The organism is uncultured Odoribacter sp., assembly GCF_937966165.1.
Classification (GTDB): Bacteria; Bacteroidota; Bacteroidia; order Bacteroidales; family Marinifilaceae; genus Culturomica.
On the sequence record NZ_CALCLB010000012.1, the window covers coordinates 458,823 to 476,196 of the forward strand.

Annotated in this window: 14 protein-coding genes and 1 pseudogene; 11 read left to right on the top strand and 4 right to left on the bottom strand. The window is 40.3% G+C overall.

Translation table 11 applies throughout. The features are described 5' to 3' along the window. The first annotated feature begins 51 nt into the window (after positions 1 to 51). Both Q0465_RS05590 and Q0465_RS05595 read left to right on the top strand, forming a co-directional pair. Positions 52 to 1,320 (top strand): putative DNA modification/repair radical SAM protein, encoded by a 1,269-nt coding sequence (locus tag Q0465_RS05590; RefSeq protein ID WP_298613869.1) that lies wholly within the window; start codon positions 52 to 54, stop codon positions 1,318 to 1,320. 1 nt (position 1,321) lies between these two features. Continuing rightward, positions 1,322 to 2,089 (top strand): TIGR03915 family putative DNA repair protein, encoded by a 768-nt coding sequence (locus tag Q0465_RS05595; protein ID WP_298613989.1) that lies wholly within the window; start codon positions 1,322 to 1,324, stop codon positions 2,087 to 2,089. A gap of 71 nt (positions 2,090 to 2,160) precedes the next feature. On the opposite strand, the gene Q0465_RS05600 is transcribed toward Q0465_RS05595, so the two are convergent. The 3 genes from Q0465_RS05600 to Q0465_RS05610 form a co-directional block, all read right to left on the bottom strand. Continuing rightward, positions 2,161 to 3,021 carry a sigma-70 family RNA polymerase sigma factor gene (locus tag Q0465_RS05600; protein WP_009135349.1) on the bottom strand — a complete coding sequence of 287 codons (861 nt, stop codon included), beginning with the start codon at positions 3,019 to 3,021 and terminating at the stop codon, positions 2,161 to 2,163. A 96-nt stretch (positions 3,022 to 3,117) separates the two neighbouring features. Next, on the bottom strand, positions 3,118 to 4,581 hold the full coding sequence (locus Q0465_RS05605; RefSeq protein WP_298613872.1) for a Do family serine endopeptidase: 1,464 nt from the start codon (positions 4,579 to 4,581) through the stop codon (positions 3,118 to 3,120). Positions 4,582 to 5,129: 548 nt separating this feature from the next. Continuing rightward, positions 5,130 to 5,549, bottom strand: coding sequence for an META domain-containing protein (locus tag Q0465_RS05610; protein ID WP_298613874.1), 420 nt, complete (start codon positions 5,547 to 5,549; stop codon positions 5,130 to 5,132). 439 nt (positions 5,550 to 5,988) lie between these two features. Here Q0465_RS05610 and Q0465_RS05615 point away from each other — a divergent pair, with 439 nt between their 5' ends. The 9 genes and pseudogenes from Q0465_RS05615 (at position 5,989) to Q0465_RS05655 (ending at position 16,463) form a co-directional block, all read left to right on the top strand. Next, entirely contained in the window at positions 5,989 to 7,344 is a 1,356-nt protein-coding gene (locus tag Q0465_RS05615) for a Na(+)-translocating NADH-quinone reductase subunit A (protein ID WP_298613876.1), read from the top strand. Positions 7,345 to 7,398: 54 nt separating this feature from the next. Then, on the top strand, positions 7,399 to 8,538 hold the full coding sequence (locus Q0465_RS05620) for an NADH:ubiquinone reductase (Na(+)-transporting) subunit B (RefSeq protein ID WP_298613878.1): 1,140 nt from the start codon (positions 7,399 to 7,401) through the stop codon (positions 8,536 to 8,538). A 12-nt stretch (positions 8,539 to 8,550) separates the two neighbouring features. Further along, entirely contained in the window at positions 8,551 to 9,237 is a 687-nt protein-coding gene (gene nqrC / locus Q0465_RS05625) for an NADH:ubiquinone reductase (Na(+)-transporting) subunit C (RefSeq protein WP_298613880.1), read from the top strand. 1 nt (position 9,238) lies between these two features. Further along, the gene (locus tag Q0465_RS05630) at positions 9,239 to 9,880 is read left to right on the top strand and encodes an NADH:ubiquinone reductase (Na(+)-transporting) subunit D (RefSeq protein ID WP_298613882.1); all 642 of its coding nucleotides are present in this window, start codon (positions 9,239 to 9,241) and stop codon (positions 9,878 to 9,880) included. Between the two features lie 19 nt (positions 9,881 to 9,899). Then, positions 9,900 to 10,517, top strand: a pseudogene (gene nqrE / locus Q0465_RS05635) (NADH:ubiquinone reductase (Na(+)-transporting) subunit E); the annotation flags it as partial. 196 nt (positions 10,518 to 10,713) lie between these two features. After that, complete coding sequence (nqrF, locus tag Q0465_RS05640) at positions 10,714 to 11,982, top strand: NADH:ubiquinone reductase (Na(+)-transporting) subunit F (protein WP_298613884.1); 1,269 nt, start codon at positions 10,714 to 10,716, stop codon at positions 11,980 to 11,982. A 107-nt stretch (positions 11,983 to 12,089) separates the two neighbouring features. Beyond that, positions 12,090 to 14,324, top strand: a complete 2,235-nt coding sequence (locus Q0465_RS05645; protein WP_298613886.1) for a carboxypeptidase-like regulatory domain-containing protein — start codon at positions 12,090 to 12,092, stop codon at positions 14,322 to 14,324. Between the two features lie 13 nt (positions 14,325 to 14,337). Continuing rightward, positions 14,338 to 15,165 (top strand): DUF4249 family protein, encoded by an 828-nt coding sequence (locus Q0465_RS05650; RefSeq protein ID WP_298613887.1) that lies wholly within the window; start codon positions 14,338 to 14,340, stop codon positions 15,163 to 15,165. A 173-nt stretch (positions 15,166 to 15,338) separates the two neighbouring features. Continuing rightward, positions 15,339 to 16,463 carry a DUF4468 domain-containing protein gene (locus Q0465_RS05655; protein WP_298613889.1) on the top strand — a complete coding sequence of 375 codons (1,125 nt, stop codon included), beginning with the start codon at positions 15,339 to 15,341 and terminating at the stop codon, positions 16,461 to 16,463. A 79-nt stretch (positions 16,464 to 16,542) separates the two neighbouring features. Here the strand turns inward: Q0465_RS05655 and Q0465_RS05660 are convergent, their stop codons facing one another. Beyond that, positions 16,543 to 17,046, bottom strand: a complete 504-nt coding sequence (locus tag Q0465_RS05660; RefSeq protein WP_298613891.1) for a hypothetical protein — start codon at positions 17,044 to 17,046, stop codon at positions 16,543 to 16,545. Between the last annotated feature and the right edge of the window lie 328 nt (positions 17,047 to 17,374).

Here is a 17,374-nt window from a genome sequence, read left to right on the forward strand (position 1 = left end):
TTCGGTTTGCAATTTAATTCGTTTCTTTGCAAAAGGATAGAACTATGCAGCATGAATGAAGCGGTACTCGAAAAATTAAAAATACTGGCGGAATCGGCCAAATACGATGTTTCCTGCGCCTCCAGCGGCACCTCAAGACGAAACAGGTCTCAAGGGCTGGGAAGCGCCGCAGGTTGGGGAATATGCCACAGTTTTACCGAAGACGGGCGTTGTGTATCTTTGTTGAAAATCATGCTCACGAATCATTGTATATACGACTGTGCCTATTGCATCAACCGGAGAAGTAATGATTTAAAACGAGCCACGTTTTCTGTCACCGAATTGGTTAACCTGACAATTGAATTCTACCGACGCAATTATATTGAAGGCCTCTTTCTGAGTTCCGGAGTGGTACGCAATCCTGACTATACTATGGAACGGCTCGTTCGGGTAGCAAAAGAATTGCGGTTGAATCACCGCTATAACGGCTATATTCATTTAAAAAGTATACCCGGAGCAAGCCGGGAACTGATTAACGAAGCCGGATTATATGCCGACCGGCTCAGTGTAAATATTGAAATCCCCAACGAACAAAGTTTACAATTACTGGCCCCTGACAAAAATTTTCAGAGTGTTTTTACCCCCATGCGTTTTATCCGTCAGGGGATATTGGAAAATCTGGAAGATCGTAAAAAATTCCGGGCAGCCCCCCGATTTGCACCCGCAGGCCAGAGTACTCAGATGATTATTGGGGCCAGTCCGGACCAGGATAAAGACATTCTCCGGCTTTCTTCAGTCCTTTATCAGAAGCCGACTTTAAAAAGAGTCTATTACTCCGGATTTGTACCCGTAAACGCATATGATACCCGTCTGCCGGCCCTGAAACAACCCCCACTGATCCGGGAAAACCGACTTTATCAAGCAGATTGGTTAATGCGTTTTTATCATTTTAAAGCAGATGAAATCGCCAATGATGCCTACCCGGACCTGGATTTAGAAATCGACCCGAAATTAGCCTGGGCTCTCCGGCATCCGGAAAAATTTCCGGTAGATATCAACAGAGCGGATTATGAAATGATATTACGTGTACCGGGAATAGGCGTAAAATCTGCGAAACTGATCCTGGTCTCCCGCCGATACGGCAAATTAGGTAGCCAACAGCTGCAAAAAATGGGGATTGTGATGAAAAAAGCCCGTTATTTTATCACCTGCCAGGAATTTCCTTTACAAACAATACAAGAAGTCCACCCCGACCAGGTAAGGAAAATCCTGACCCGCAAAAATACAGGCCGGAACCAGGAGGATCCCAGACAATTAAAATTACAGTTTGAAGACGACTGATATGATTTTGTTCACTTATGATAAAACGTTCGAAGGACTTCTGACAGCTCTTTTTGAAGCCTATTATTACAAAATTTTTCCGGATATTCTATTGGCGGAAGGGGAGACGCTTCCCCTTTTTTACGATCGGGTAATCCCCATTTACACAGATGAAGAAAAATCAAAGCGGGTATGGCAGGGCCTTCAAAAAAAATTATCCCGGGGCGGCCTGTCTTTTCTGACGATCACCTGGCTGTCAGAACTACCGGAAACAGATCTGTTACTTTTTCGTTATATGCGAAAAAATATCGATTCTCCCCAATCCATAGAACTCAATTTCGGAGATCCGGATGTATTGAAAATTTCTCAAATCTGGAAAAAAGTAAATCAGGAAAAACACAAAATCATTCAATTTACCCGTTTTCAGAAAACTGCAGACGATATCTTTTTCTCCGTTTTCGAACCCCGTTATAATGTTCTGCCCTTAGTTATTCCGCATTTTCAAAATCGTTTTTCCGATCAGAAATGGTTAATCTACGATATTAAACGAAAGTACGGCTATTATTACGATCTCTCCCAAGTCACGGAAGTATATTTCAATTCTGAAACCACCCCTTTAGAAAAGGGAAAACTTCCTGAAAAATTTCTGGCGACAGACGAAAAATTATTTCAGCAACTCTGGAAAGCCTATTTTAAATCCATCACCATACGAGAACGCCTGAACCCCAAACTCCACCGTCAAAATATGCCGGCCCGGTTCTGGAAATACTTAATCGAAAAACAAGACTAGAGCCAGCCTTACAACAAAAAAATCGTGCAAATTTCTATTTTGCACGATTTCTATACGATCAGAATATCCGTTTATCCGAGGTAGGTTTTCAACAATTTACTCCTGGAAGAATGACGTAAACGCCGTATAGCTTTTTCTTTGATCTGCCGAACCCTTTCCCGGGTCAATCCGAATTTCTCGCCAATCTCTTCCAGAGTCATTTCCTGCGTATTGATCCCAAAAAACAGTTTAATGATATCCCGTTCCCTTTCTGTTAAGGTAGACAATGCCCGCTCCACTTCTGTAGACAGGGATTCATTAATCAAAGTCCGGTCAGCTACAGGAGAATCGTCATTCACCAATACATCCAGCAAACTATTGTCTTCTCCTTCTACAAAGGGAGCATCTACAGAGATATGCCGGCCGGACACCCGTAGTGTATCAGCAACTTTTTCAGCAGGTAAATCCAAAGTATCAGCCAGCTCTTCCGGAGAAGGCCGACGCTCATTTTCCTGTTCAAAACGGGAAAAAGCTTTATTAATTTTGTTTAATGAACCCACCTGATTCAAAGGCAAACGAACAATACGGGATTGTTCTGCCAATGCCTGCAAAATAGATTGCCGGATCCACCAAACAGCATAAGAGATAAATTTAAATCCACGGGTCTCATCGAACTTCTCCGCCGCTTTAATCAATCCCAGATTCCCCTCATTTATCAAGTCCGGAAGACTGAGGCCCTGATTCTGATATTGTTTCGCAACAGAAACCACAAAACGTAAATTAGCACGTGTCAGTTTTTCCAACGCCCGCTGATCTCCCTTCCGTATACGTTGTGCTAATTCAACCTCCTCCTCCACAGTAATCAAATCCTCTTTACCGATCTCCTGCAAATACTTGTCAAGGGAAGCACTCTCCCTGTTCGTTATCGATTTTGTAATTTTTAATTGTCTCATACTATCTTATTATACCACCGCAAATATTTTGCAAAAGTAATGTTTTTTATTTAGATACCCATGTAAAAATTTACGGAAGTTTTTTATTAACATTTTTTAATTTAACAACGAAAATGCAAAATATTCAACCCGTCCGCGCGGACTTACTGCTGTAATAAACACGCCTCCATCCGTTACGCTATTCAAGGCTTTGGCCAAATCTTCCCCGTCATAAAGAATTGAATTATTAATCTTTACTAAAATATAACCTTTCTCCAGTCCTGCAGATTTAAATTTACCATTCCGGATGTCCGTAATTTTAACTCCTTTATTCAAGCGGTAACGGTAACGGTCTTCTTTACTCAAAGGGGATACTTTTATACCGAATATATCTCCTTCCTCTTTTACTCCCAAAGCCGTATCCCCATAACTATTCTGCAGCGTTACATCCAGTAATTTCTCTTCTCCCTTGCGTTTTATATTCAACTGTACAGCCGTCCCCGGACGATATTTTCCCAACTGTTCGTGAAATTCCGGAGCTGTCTTTATTTCAATACCATTCATCCCCTGAATTACATCTCCTTTTTTCAGTCCCCCTTTCTGAGCGGCTCCGCCTGAAAGCACTTCTTCCACATAAATACCGGAAGTTTCTTTCAAGTTCATTTCTTCCGCTACAGCCGGAGTCAGTTCACGCATATAAATTCCCAACACAGCCCGCTGAACTTTTCCGTAATCTTTCAGGTCGTTTACAACTTTACGGGCAATATTCACAGGTACAGCAAAAGAATAGCCGGAATACGCCCCTGTAGGGGACTGGATAGCAGTATTGATTCCGATTAGTTCCCCTTTTGCATTTACCAAAGCTCCCCCGCTATTACCGGGATTCACGGCAGCATCTGTTTGTAAAAACGATTCCAGATTCATCTGTCCCCGGTTCATCCCCAATTCACGCCCCTTAGCACTGATAATACCTGCCGTTACCGTAGAAGTTAAATTATAGGGATTTCCCACAGCCAGTACCCATTCTCCTAATACAACATCGTCTGAATTGCCGTATTCCACATAGGGCAAATTTTTCCCGTCAATTTTCAATAAAGCAATATCGGTATTCGGATCTGCCCCGATAATCTTCGCCTCATACTCTTTCTTATCATTTAAAACCACAACTACCCGGTCGCTCTCCCGGATAACATGATTATTGGTAATGATATATCCGTCATCTGAGATAATTACTCCCGAACCAAACCCCATATTCATAGGTACCTCCCTCTCCTGAGAACGGTTTCCAAACCAAAAATCCAAAAATGGATTTCCTACATATTCACGTCCCATCTGTATGGTCTTAACATGCACAACTCCCGGCACTGTCTTTTTGGCAGCTTCTCTTAAATCAACGCTTCCCGGACCTCCTAAACTATTATCTCCCGGAGTATAAGCAACCTGCTTTATTCCCGGTCCGATAATTTCATGTTGAATTTCCTGTTTCACCGGCCCGCCTTTCCATTCACTGACAATAAAGAATGCAATAAAACCGCCGGCAATACCCAGAACCAAACTAACTAATGATTTCGTAACATTCATATTTCTTCCTTTTAATAATTTTAAAATATTTATATCCAACCCTTTTCGATGATTTTACAGATTTCGGGTTTTATATCACTGGCACCATTCCACTAGAGAACAACCTCATTTTCTATTCTATCCGAAATATTTCCAGTTGCATTCTTTCCTAAGCAATAAGTTTGCCAACACTTTACTAATAAAATCTTAATTAGCAAAGCTTAACGTTAGAAGAGATTTGTTAAATGTTAAAATTCAGGATCTCCTTCTTTCTAAAGACAAGCCAAAGAACCTAAAGTTTATTCCTTACCAGTATATTCTTCTTCTATTGACATATCTAGCTGATAATTATACGCTAACCGGTAAGAATAGTTGATATTTTATTTTTTAAGTTTTACTGCTGTTTTTCCTCTTTGAACCGTCCATTCCTTTAAAACTCCTCTCCGATACCCCCTTTGAACATTCGCTCTTTTGAACATTTAAACAATCACACATTTAAACAAAAAACGGAACCCGCTTTTGAAGCCAAAAGCAAGGTTCCGGAATAATTTTTTAACTAATTCTGGTTATTATTTTTCTTTCAAAGGTTCCTCTTTAAACTCTGCAAGCACCTGATTTCCGTGCATCAACAACAGCTTACGCTCTTTAATTTCAAAACGGTCCGTATTTTCCAGCATTTTAAAAAAAGCAGTTTCTATATTCATATCCGGACAAGTCATACGCGTAGCTCCCATCTGGGAAAATTTTAAAGTCTTGCCGTCCAATTCATAGGCTCCGAAAAAACGATTACATCCTGCCATTCCGTCTGCTCTTTTTTCAGCATCGTTAAAATGAATATAAACCTTATTTCCATTTTCTTTCATTTGTAACGGTTTTCCTTCCAAATTCTCTAAAACCCATTTTACACCTGTCAATTTTACCATATTTCGGGAGGAATTACATGAAATCATTCCTATACCTATCAAAATTACAACTACTATTGTCTTCATATTTATCTTATTTAATCATCCATTTTATCAAAACCCATGCCAAAATGACAAATAACGAAGCTTTATTTTTATTCTTTCTGACAAAATAGCCGACTTCCGGAAAAAACCGGAAACACTATTCCGGATCTATATCTTTTATTAAATTTCCTTTATCCTCTGCATATACGTTCCTATAGAGAAGAAGTTCACTTCAGCGTTTTCAGTAGGAAAAGAGATTTTTACATCCTTTAAGCAGAAAAAAACACTATAAACACTTTTTTAAAGAAATCATAAAACTTTTTATTTCTTTTCGTTCAGAAAAATCAAAAAAATGTTCTTTCAAGACAAATTAAAATTCAATTAACGACAGAATTACGTAATAGGTTTGTATATTTGTGGCTAATTTGGAAAAATTAAACTTCACTGTTTAAATAATTAAACTATTTAATATAATTATAACATGTCCAAGGTAATCAAATTAAAAAAAGGCCTTGATATTAAGTTGAATGGAGAAGCGGAAAAGGTGGTAAAAGCAGGTGGAAAATGTGATTTCTATGCTTTAAAGCCTACGGATTTCCGGACACTTACCCCTAAACTAACAGTCAAGGTGGGCGACGTAGTGAAAGCGGGAGATGCTTTATTTATCGATAAAGCAAACCCTGGGATCAAATTTACGGCACCTGTCAGCGGTTGTATTGAAGCGATCAATCGCGGAGAAAGAAGAAAATTATTGGAGGTCGTAATTAAAGCGGACACAGAAATCGCTTATGCCGATTTTGGAAAAGCCGACGTAAACCAGCTCAGCCGGGAGGAAATTATTACCCGTTTACTGGAGAGCGGTACCTGGCCGTTGATCATACAGCGTCCTTATGGTATTTTGGCTAATCCGGAAATTACCCCCAAAGCAGTTTTCATTTCTGCATTCGATACAGCCCCCCTGGCTCCGGACTTTGAGTGGATTTTAAAGGAGGAGGGAAAGAATTTACAAGCCGGTATCGATTGTATGCAAAAGCTCTGCAACGGCAATGTGAATCTGGGAATAAAAGAAGGTACTCCTCAGAATTCTGTTTTCAACCAACTGAAAAACGTCAACATCACTTATTTTGAAGGTCCTCATCCAGCCGGAAATGTGGGCATTCAAATCAATCATGTTTCTCCCATCAATAAAGGAGAATATGTTTGGACGGTTAATATACAGGATTTAGCAATTATCGGCCGTCTGTTTACAGAAGGCCGGTTCGATGCCCGTAAAACGATCGTCTTATGCGGTTCTGAAGTAAAAGAACCTGCTTATTACAAAACAATCTTAGGGGCTCATATCGATTGCCTTACGGCTAATAAATTAAAAAATGCTGTTCATCAGCGGATTATTTCCGGAAATGTTTTGACCGGAGACAAAGTAAGCAATCGTGGTTTCCTGGGCTTTTATGCCAATCAAATTACTGTCATTCCGGAAGGAGATTCTTATGAATTTTTAGGCTGGGCAACACCCGGTTTCAATAAGTTCTCTGCCTCCAAATTATTCCCCTCTTTCCTTTGTCCAAATAAACATTATACCTTAGACGCCAATTATCACGGGGAACGCCGGGCATTCGTCGTTTCCGGACAATATGAAAAAGTGCTTCCTATGGATATCTTCCCGGTTTATTTACTAAAAGCAATTTTAGCAGGAGATATCGATAAAATGGAACAATTGGGAATTTATGAAGTTTTACCGGAAGACATGGCTTTGTGCGAATTTGTCTGTACCTCTAAAACTCCGGTTCAGAAAATTCTCGAAGATGGGATCATTTTGATGATGAAAGAAACCAATTAATCCAGTTAAAAGCGAACATTCAAAGAAGCTTTGTAACATTGAAATTTGAATAACATGAATTTTTTACGAAATTATTTAGATAAGCAAAAACCCAAATTTGAAAAGGGAGGCAAACTGGAAAAATTCCGCTCCGTTTTCACTGGTTTTGAGTCTTTTCTTTTCGTGCCCAACCGCACGACAACTTCCGGCTCCCATATCCGGGATGCAGTAGACCTCAAAAGAACGATGATCATCGTCGTAATAGCTTTAATTCCGGCCTTGCTTTTTGGAATTTACAATGTAGGTTATCAACATTTTAAAGCGATAGGCGTATTAGCAGATACAGGATTCTTCCAACTGTTTTTCTTCGGTCTATGGAAGGTGCTCCCGATGATTATTGTTTCGTATGTCGTTGGACTGGGTATTGAATTTGCTGCTGCACAAATGAGAGGTCATGAAATAAATGAAGGCTTTTTGGTTTCCGGTTTATTGATTCCGATGATCATGCCGGTAGAAGCTCCCTTGTGGATGATTGCCCTTTCGACAGCTTTTGCCGTTATTATCGGAAAAGAAATTTTCGGAGGTACAGGGATGAATATCTGGAATCCGGCCTTACTGGCCCGTGCTTTCTTTTTCTTTTCTTATCCTTCTATGATATCCGGAGATGCCGTCTGGATTGCCGGCGACCCAACAACCACAGATGCTATTTCTCAGGCGACACCGTTGGCCCAGATGGCTTTAGGACAACCTTTAACATATAGCTCTGCCGATATGTTTTGGGGACTGATCCCGGGTTCTATCGGAGAAACCTCTACTTTCTGCGTGCTGCTCGGAGCAGTCCTCCTTCTGATCACCAATGTCGCCAGCTGGCGGATTATGTTATCTGTATTCGTAGGAGGATTTCTAATGTCTCTGGCTTTCGAACCGGTTTCGCATGTTGCCGCTTACCAGCAATTACTCATGGGCGGTTTTGCCTTCGGTGCCGTATTTATGGCTACAGATCCGGTAACATCTGCTCAGACCAGTACCGGAAAATACATTTACGGTTTACTAATCGGTGCCATGGCTGTCATTATCCGTTGTATAAATCCCGGTTATCCGGAAGGCATGATGCTAGCCATATTATTGATGAATACATTTGCACCACTGATCGACTGGTTTGTGGTACAGTCAAATATCAAACACCGTCTGAAAAGAGCCAAAGTTAATGCTTAATAACAGAAAGAGATGAATAAACAAGGAAATACATATACATTTATCTATTCAGTCATTCTGGTAGTAGTGGTCGCAGCACTGCTATCCGTTATATCTCTTTCCCTGCAACCCCTCCAAAATGAGAACAGGCAGAATGAAAAGAGACAGAATATTCTGAGTGCTATACACATTAGTTCTACAGCCCAAAATTCCGCTGAGTTGTTCAACCAATACATCAAAGAACAATTTATTGTGAACGATAAAGGCGAAAGAATAGAAGGCAAAGCTTTCAATGTAAACATTGAAAAACAATACAGTATACCTGTAAACAGACGGGAACTCCCCGTATTTGTTGCAGAAGTGGACGGAGCTGTCAAATATATATTACCTGTTTACGGAGCCGGTCTATGGGGTCCGATCTGGGGATATATTTCTTTGGATGCAGACAAGACAACTATTTACGGAACATTTTTCGACCACCAAGGAGAAACACCAGGACTGGGTGCTGAAATTACCACCCCTGCTTTCAATAATCAATTTCAAAACAAACAGATCTTCTCCGGAGACCAGTTAGTAAGTATTCTGGTAAAAAAAGGCGGAAATGCAACCGGGAAGAATGAAGTAGATGCCATTTCCGGAGGAACCATTACTTCCAAAGGAGTTGAAAGCATGCTCCGAAATTATTTAACCTATTACGAACCGTTTTTAAAACAAAAATAAAATGAGCGCATTTTTTTCAGCAAAGACCCGGGAATACCTCCTCGGTCCTTTGAGCAAAAACAACCCGGTTATTGTACAAATTCTGGGGATCTGTTCTGCTCTTGCCGTAACCGCCAAGCTGGAACCCGCCATCGTGATGGGGCTCTCAGTAACAGCAGTAACTGCTTTTTCCAATGTGATCCTTTCTCTGTTACGGAATACAATTCCCACGCGGATCCGTATCATTGTACAGCTAGTTGTCGTAGCAGCATTGGTAATCGTCGTAGACCAACTTCTGAAAGCTTATGCTTATGACGTGAGTAAACAACTTTCCGTATACGTTGGTTTGATTATTACCAACTGTATTATCATGGGACGTATTGAAGCTTTCGCTCTGGCCAATAAACCCTGGCCTTCCTTGCTGGACGGCATCGGCAACGGTTTGGGTTACGCCATGATTCTCGTGATTGTAGCTTTTTTCCGCGAGCTGTTCGGATCAGGTACCCTTTATGGTTTCCGTATTATTCCGACATCTATTTATATTCAAAACGGAGGTTTTTATCTGAACAACGGTTTGATGATTATGCCGGCGATGGCGTTAATTCTTGTCGGATTGATTATTTGGGTGCATCGGTCCAGAAACAAGGAGTTGATTGAAAAATAACTAAAGAAGAGATAGAAACATGGAAAATCTATTAAATATATTCGTCCGTTCGATCTTCATCGACAACATGATATTCGCATACTTTCTCGGTATGTGTTCTTATCTGGCTGTATCGAAGACCGTCAAGACCTCATTCGGTCTGGGCATAGCCGTTATATTTGTATTACTTATCACCGTTCCGGTAAATTATCTGCTGGACAATTATGTATTAAGACCAGGAGCTCTGCAATGGCTGCTCGGAGAAGAAGCGACTACTATCGATCTGAGCTTTCTGAGCTTTATCATGTTTATTGCCATCATTGCTGCCATGGTACAATTGGTTGAAATGATTGTAGAAAAGTTTGCTCCTGCCCTGTATAACCAACTGGGTATATTTTTACCTTTGATTGCTGTAAACTGCGCTATTATGGGAGCTTCTTTATTTATGCAACAAAGGAATTATGCGAACGTAGGGGAAGCAACCACTTTCGGACTGGGTTCCGGAATCGGCTGGATGCTAGCCATTGTTTGTATTGCTGCTATCCGTGAAAAATTGAAATATTCCAATATTCCGGCTCCTTTGCGCGGCATAGGCATTACGTTTATTGTGACGGGTTTAATGGCCATCTCATTTATGAGTTTCCTGGGAATCGACTTAAACAAACTGAAAGCACAACCCGTTCCGACCGAAACAGTAGAGACAGCGCCGGCACTGCGAACAAATAATTCTGCAACCGATGAAACCAACCCGGAAGAAAGCGTACAGCAAACTCCGGGCTCCAACGGACAAGCAGAAAATAAAACCAATGCCGGTGCAGAGTAATTTAAAATTAAAATCTAAAATTTAAAATTAAATGATACTATTAGCAATAAATACAACAATCGTAACTGCCGGTATTGTCGTATTCCTGATTGTCACCCTGATCTTGGTCGGCATCCTTTTGTTTGCCAAAGCTAAACTGACGGCTAAAGGAAATGTGAAAATCAATATCAATAACGGAGAGCGGATTATAACAACAGAGCCGGGCAATTCCCTGCTTTCCACTTTAGCTAACCAAAAAATATTTTTGCCGTCAGCTTGCGGAGGGAAAGGTTCCTGCGGAATGTGTAAATGTCAGGTGTTTTCCGGAGCCGGTAGTATTTTACCTACAGAAACCGGATTTTTTTCCTACAAACAACAACATGACTTCTGGCGTCTGGCCTGTCAGGTAAAAGTAAAGGAAAATATCGAAATGCGTATTCCCGAAGCCGTTCTGGGTATTAAAAAATGGGAGTGCACAGTGGTTTCTAACCGTAATATTTCTACTTTCCTGAAAGAGTTCGTCGTAAAACTTCCGGAAGGAGAAAACCTGAAATTCAAATCCGGAGGCTATATCCAGATAGATGTGCCGGCTTTGGATGTAGATTTCAGGAATATTGATGTAGATGAAAAATACAAGGCTGACTGGGAGCGTATGAAGATGTTCGACTTAAAAATGCATAATCCGGAACCGACTTACCGGGCTTATTCCATGGCGAACTCTCCGGCAGAAGGCAATATCATTATGCTGAACATCCGTATTGCTACCCCGCCGGTCGACCGGGCTACCCGCACGTTTATGCCAGTTAATCCGGGTATTTGTTCTTCTTTTATCTTCTCCCGCAAACCGGGTGATAAAGTAACGATTTCCGGTCCTTACGGAGAATTCTTCCTCCGCGAGACAAACAATGAAATGATGTTTATCGGTGGCGGTGCCGGTATGGCTCCGATGCGTTCGCATATTTTCAACTTATTCCATACCATGCATACCAAACGTAAGGTCACCTTCTGGTATGGTGCCCGTGCACTCCAGGAAGCACCTTATGTAGAAGAATTCAATAAAATCCAGGAAGAAAATCCGAATTTCCACTGGACACTGGCCCTCGATAAACCCGATCCGGTAGCCGATGCTGCCGGTGTAGCATACAAGCCCGGTTTTGTACATCAGGTTATCTTTGAAAATTACCTTAAAAATCACGAGAATCCGGAAGATATTGAATATTATCTTTGCGGACCTCCTATGATGATTGCAGCCGTAACTAAAATGCTGTACGATTTAGGAGTACCCGATGAAAATGTCATGTACGATAATTTCGGAGGCTAATACCGCAATTAAGAGTTTACTCTTGTATAATTTCAGGGTTGGTATATCAGAATGTACCAACCCTGAAAACTTTTTTTACCTTTGTAAGCATATGAATTCCGCAAAGCATGCTGAAATTTATTTTTGCTATTTTTCTTTTTTGCCCTTTGCTGACACTGGCACAATCTGTAATCCTCGGAAGAGTAATTACCCGGAACGGAGAACCTGTGAGCGGAGTAAATATCTTTTGCCTGGATAATCAACAAGGTACCATAACAGATTCAACAGGCCATTTTCGTTTAAAAGCCGAACTCCCCTGCCAGTTGGAGTTTTCACATATCAATTATAAAAAAATCAGTCATTGGGTAAAAGAAAATACTCCTTTTACCGTTATCCTTCGGAATAAATTTAATAATCTTCAGGAAGTGATCGTGAGCGGGCGCACTTCACCGGGACGCCTCTATCCCTCCCGTCAAGGCATTGAAAGAGTACCGGCAATCTTAGGAGAACAGGATTTACTGAAATACCTGGCGACAGTACCGGGAATCATCACGACCAATGCCCTTGATCCCGGAATTTATGTAAGAGGAGGAAACAGCTGGGAAAACAGTTTCCTCATTCAGGATATGGAAATTGCAGGAACGGACCACCTGACTGGTATTTTAGCTACTTTCGATCCCTATATATTCAATAATTCGATACTTTATAAAAGCGGCTTTCCGGCTTCCTATAACGGGGCCTTGTCTTCTTATATCAATATGATTCCCGATCCCGGAAACAAACAAAAAACGGAAGGAGAATTTTCCCTGGGATTAGTGTCCTCCGCTCTGAAAGCCAAAGGACCTTTGATCAAAAATCATACTTCTTTTGCAGCCTCACTCCGTACTTCTTACCTACAGGCAATCTCCCGCCTCTATAATCACTCGGTAAAAGGCAATAATACAGGCAATTTACTTCCGGAATATGCCTTTAACGATGCCACCTTAAGTTTGGATTCCCGCCTCTCCTCCCGATGGAACCTCAGTGCTTTCGGAATTTTTTCCATGGACGATCTTTCGATGAAATTACAGGAAAATGTACGTTATGATTTTAACTGGAAAACATTTTCGGGTAATCTGAAAGCAGTTTATACTCTCAATGAAAAAAACCGTTTCCGTTTGAGTATAGGAGGAAAATCCTCTTTCAGCGAAGGAGACGCCCAGGGAAGTATCCCTATGGGAGGAGGAAACCGCCGTTATTCTTTAATCACCCAGGTCAGTTACATCGGTCAGTTCAGCGATCAGGTTCAATTTTTAACAGGCGGAAAATTCGAACATGCCCGCTTCGAAACGGCTGATAAACCGGATTATGCAGAAAACCTGCTGATTAAAAGTTCCGATAAGTATTTCAATTTATATGAAACTTATGCAGAAATAAATTATCGTCCCAATACTCACTTTTTGTTTATGGCAGGCCTGAACTACCAGCATTACCGTGGTAATTCACAGATTAACACCCTTTCTCCCCGGGCCAAAATCAGTTATTTTACCGGCAAATTTACGTTCTGGGCGGATTACGCCCAAACCACTCAATACCTGAGTTTATATCCTTATTTTACGGTGAAAACTCCGGTGGACATCTGGTATCCTCTGGACAAAGGCATGAAACCCGCCCTTTGCCGGCAAATCTCTATAGGAGCAGAACAGGAGATCCCAATAGGTCTTACCCTATATGCCGGTCTATTTTACAAAAACATGCAACATCTCAAGGATTTCTCTGCCAATGAATCCACCCAGTATAGCGGACTCACCGACAATATGATTGAAGGAGAAGGCTATGCAAAAGGACTGGAACTGGATTTGTCTTTTCAACGCAAGAACCTGAACCTTCGCTTAAACTACACCCTTTCAGAATCTAAAAGAAAATTTGCTGAAATCAATGACGGACGTGCCTTTAATCCGCCTTATGATGTTAAACACAATGTAGTTATTAATAATTCACTGAACTTCTCTTCCCGGTTTTCTCTCAATTTGCTATGGACATTTTCTTCCGGAGTATACACGACTTTCCCGGTCGGGGTGGCACTCGCCCACAATATTACCGACAGCGAAAACAAACCTATATTAATACCTGTTTATACAGACCGTTATAATTATAAACTCCCGGACAATCACCGTCTCGATGCAAACCTCGATTATCTTTTCCCCTATAAACGTATTCGGATGAAAATCAGCGCCGGGGCCTATAATATTTACAATCGTTCCAACCCTTCTTTCGTCTATTTCAAACCAGAAGAAAATGAAAACGGAAAAACAAAATTTATTCCGAAATCCAAAGTAATTCTCCCCTTTATTCCGTATATTTCACTCCATTTAAACTGGTAAAACCGGAACAACAATGCAAGCAATAAAAAAAAACAGCATAAGAAAACAAAAGTTGCTTCGTTTCATTTTGGGAATGAGTTTATTTTTAATTTCCTGTATGCCGGAAGATAATCTGCCTATCCGTTTTGTCGGGGAAACTCCGGATTATTTTATCGAATGTTACTGCAAACCCAATGAAATGTTTCTACTTACTGCCTCCCAGGTTCTTCCGGTTTCCGAGGAACTGGAACTCTCCCTTACTTCCAATCTGGAAATTCACCTGCAAGCGGGAGATGCATTTCGCCTCTATCCCATTTATTACACTTCACCTCAAAACGGTTTTATATACAATTACGGAAATTACCGGAAGCTGAACCGAACAGATGCGGATACCCTTTACCTGACAATTTTTACCCCTGAAAACAAATCAATTACGGCAAAAACCGCTATTCCGGATGAAATTAAAATTCAAGCTTTCGAAGTAAACGGTCAAGAAGCCACGATCTGGTTTTATACTTCCCCCGACCCTACTCAGAATTATTATATTTATACGATAGAAACTTACAAAGGTGAAACCTTACTTAACCGAAGTACCTGTTTACTGGAAAACCTCCCCCACCATGCTTACGAAAAAACCGGAAAAAGCCTTTCCTTTCCCCCAAACGATTCCACAGAAAAAATTATAATCAGCCTAAAACATATTACAAAAGAGAATTATAATTATCAGGTATCTTTAAACCGGGCAAATGCTGCTAATCAAGGCAGTATTTCCACCCCTTTTCCCTTAAACGGAAATTTAGCAGGAGCCCTTGGTATATTTACCTGTTATACAGAAGACAGCCGGACCTTTGAAATGCACTAACTTCTTTCCCGATATCTAAATAAATCCGTCAGTAAGATATATTCCGTCAATATACACTAGAGCCTGTAAAAAGTTAATTATTTTTATTTTTTTATTATTTAATTTACCTTTTGAAAAAGATAAGCATTCAACTATTCCTTTTATCTTTGTAGAAATTGTAATTGGTGTATATTATGAAAAGATTTTTATTTTTGTTCTTATTATTGCCTCTTTCTCTTTTTTCACAGGAAATAGACAGTAAATATTTGGCCGGTGCAGTTCCGGAAGTAAATGGAAAAGTCATTTTTACCCAGATTTTAGAAATCCCCAATACTTCCCAGGAAAAGATATACCATAGTATGCTGGAATGGGCAAATCGTTATTTCCAACCGAATGATCAGACGAACAGTAAAGTTTTATCTGCAGATAAAGAAAAGGGAGAAATTGCCTGTTTCGGTGCAGAATATCTGATTTTAAATCCGGAAAGCGTTTTGCTGAACAGAGCCCTGATCAATTATCATCTCATTATTACCTGCACAGCCGGACAATGCAAAATTCAGATTTCTCACATTGTCTACTATCATCAGGTTTCTTCTTCTGACAAACCGGAAAAACACACGGCAGAAACCTGGATATCTGATGAATATGCCCTGACAAAAAACAAGGATAATTTACGCCGTCTTCCGAGCAGATTCCGGATCAGTACGATCGATATGGTGGACAAAATATTTTTTGAAACAGCAGAAATATTGAATGTACCGGTTGCCAAACCCAGCAAAAGCAAACCGATAGCTCCTACTGAAAGTAAAACCCTTGCAGGTTATAAGCAAATAAAACCGGAACAGATACCCGGAAATATTATACAAATGCTTTCTGAAGACTGGATGCTCATTACTGTTGGGGACCGTACTTTATTTAATATGAATACCGGCAGTTGGGGCGGTCTGGGCTATGTGTACAGTTTACCCGTATCTTTTTCCTTTATCCACCCCTACGGGGACATCGCTCCGTTACTGGAAGAAAAGAATACGTATACGCTTTCTTTTTATGGCGAAAATTTCAAAGATGCCCTCACTTATTGTAGTAAAAATTCCGGGACAGCTTTTGAGAAAATAAAGGCTACTGATCTCCATCCCTTTACTCTTCCTTCCGGTAATCAAGCTTTTAAAGAAGCCTGGTTAATTATTGAATGCCGGAAATTAGCCACCCCCTCTCTCACTCCGGAGGTTATTCAGAACCCGGAAGTGAAAGCTGAATGGAAAAATAAACCCATGCACAAAATGTATATCGGGGAAATCCTGAATGTCTGGATGAAATAAAAAACGAAAAAGGTTATCGTTATAAATCAAGAACGATAACCTTTTATTCCATTAAAAACCGACTGTTCAGATTTTTATCTTATCTCATATACTTCAAATTCAGAGCGTACATAATAATAAAAATAAGAGCAAGTATTCCGGAGAATATCACTCCCGCCATAGCTACCCACGAAAAACCGATAAATATAGGAGTAACGACCAGCATCAACACCTGTGCAGCGGTATAAAAACAAAAACCAATCCGTTTTAAACGGAACATCAGAATTGCCCCGGTTAAACTGACAATACTCAAAATCAAACCACAGATAGCAATTTGTTTGCTATACATCATGGAAGCTTGTACTACTTCCTGGGAAGAACTCAATAAATTAGAAAGAAAAGAGGAAGAAGCAGCAGAATCAGACAATTGATCTATGGCCTGCGAATACTGTTCCATCTGAACATTTTGATTTACCATACCGGAAGTTATCAAAGAAAAGAGTTCAGATAAAATTCCCCATCCGCTTCCTATAAATGTCAGGATACATAATACGGTCAGAAATGTAGGCCGCTTTACTTGTTTTTCTTCAAAAGGATTTTCCATAGTTATTTCGTTTTTTAAGATATTACAAAAGTAATAAAAAATAAAAACAAGAAAATATCTCTCCTCATTATAATAGTCCCTTTCCGTACGAATTGAATGTAAAAGTTTAAACGGGAAAACAGAAAAACGTGGAAATGTTCTTCTGTCCGTACGGACAAAAGAAAGAAGCGTAAGAAGAAAGGGAAGAAGAAGACAGTTTAAAGTGGAGTGTCAGGGAGTTTTCCTTACGTTTTCTGTCTGTGAAGGAACCCTCAATCGTTTTCAGAATAGTGTCGAAAAATTTGTTAAGTCCGAAGGAATCTTCTAAATTTGAAGAAAATTTTCTATA

Excerpts from the sequence above, each read along its gene's own strand:
- Q0465_RS05600 (WP_009135349.1), bottom strand. The coding sequence starts at position 3,021 with ATGAGACAATTAAAAATTACAAAATCGATAACGAACAGGGAGAGTGCT.
- Q0465_RS05655 (WP_298613889.1), top strand. The coding sequence starts at position 15,339 with ATGAAAAGATTTTTATTTTTGTTCTTATTATTGCCTCTTTCTCTTTTT.
- Q0465_RS05620 (WP_298613878.1), top strand. The coding sequence starts at position 7,399 with ATGAATTTTTTACGAAATTATTTAGATAAGCAAAAACCCAAATTTGAA.
- Q0465_RS05595 (WP_298613989.1), top strand. The coding sequence starts at position 1,322 with ATGATTTTGTTCACTTATGATAAAACGTTCGAAGGACTTCTGACAGCT.
- Q0465_RS05590 (WP_298613869.1), top strand. The coding sequence starts at position 52 with ATGAATGAAGCGGTACTCGAAAAATTAAAAATACTGGCGGAATCGGCC.
- nqrF (WP_298613884.1), top strand. The coding sequence starts at position 10,714 with ATGATACTATTAGCAATAAATACAACAATCGTAACTGCCGGTATTGTC.
- Q0465_RS05650 (WP_298613887.1), top strand. The coding sequence starts at position 14,338 with ATGCAAGCAATAAAAAAAAACAGCATAAGAAAACAAAAGTTGCTTCGT.
- Q0465_RS05605 (WP_298613872.1), bottom strand. The coding sequence starts at position 4,581 with ATGAATGTTACGAAATCATTAGTTAGTTTGGTTCTGGGTATTGCCGGC.
- Q0465_RS05660 (WP_298613891.1), bottom strand. The coding sequence starts at position 17,046 with ATGGAAAATCCTTTTGAAGAAAAACAAGTAAAGCGGCCTACATTTCTG.
- Q0465_RS05615 (WP_298613876.1), top strand. The coding sequence starts at position 5,989 with ATGTCCAAGGTAATCAAATTAAAAAAAGGCCTTGATATTAAGTTGAAT.
- Q0465_RS05645 (WP_298613886.1), top strand. The coding sequence starts at position 12,090 with ATGCTGAAATTTATTTTTGCTATTTTTCTTTTTTGCCCTTTGCTGACA.
- Q0465_RS05610 (WP_298613874.1), bottom strand. The coding sequence starts at position 5,549 with ATGAAGACAATAGTAGTTGTAATTTTGATAGGTATAGGAATGATTTCA.
- Q0465_RS05630 (WP_298613882.1), top strand. The coding sequence starts at position 9,239 with ATGAGCGCATTTTTTTCAGCAAAGACCCGGGAATACCTCCTCGGTCCT.
- nqrC (WP_298613880.1), top strand. The coding sequence starts at position 8,551 with ATGAATAAACAAGGAAATACATATACATTTATCTATTCAGTCATTCTG.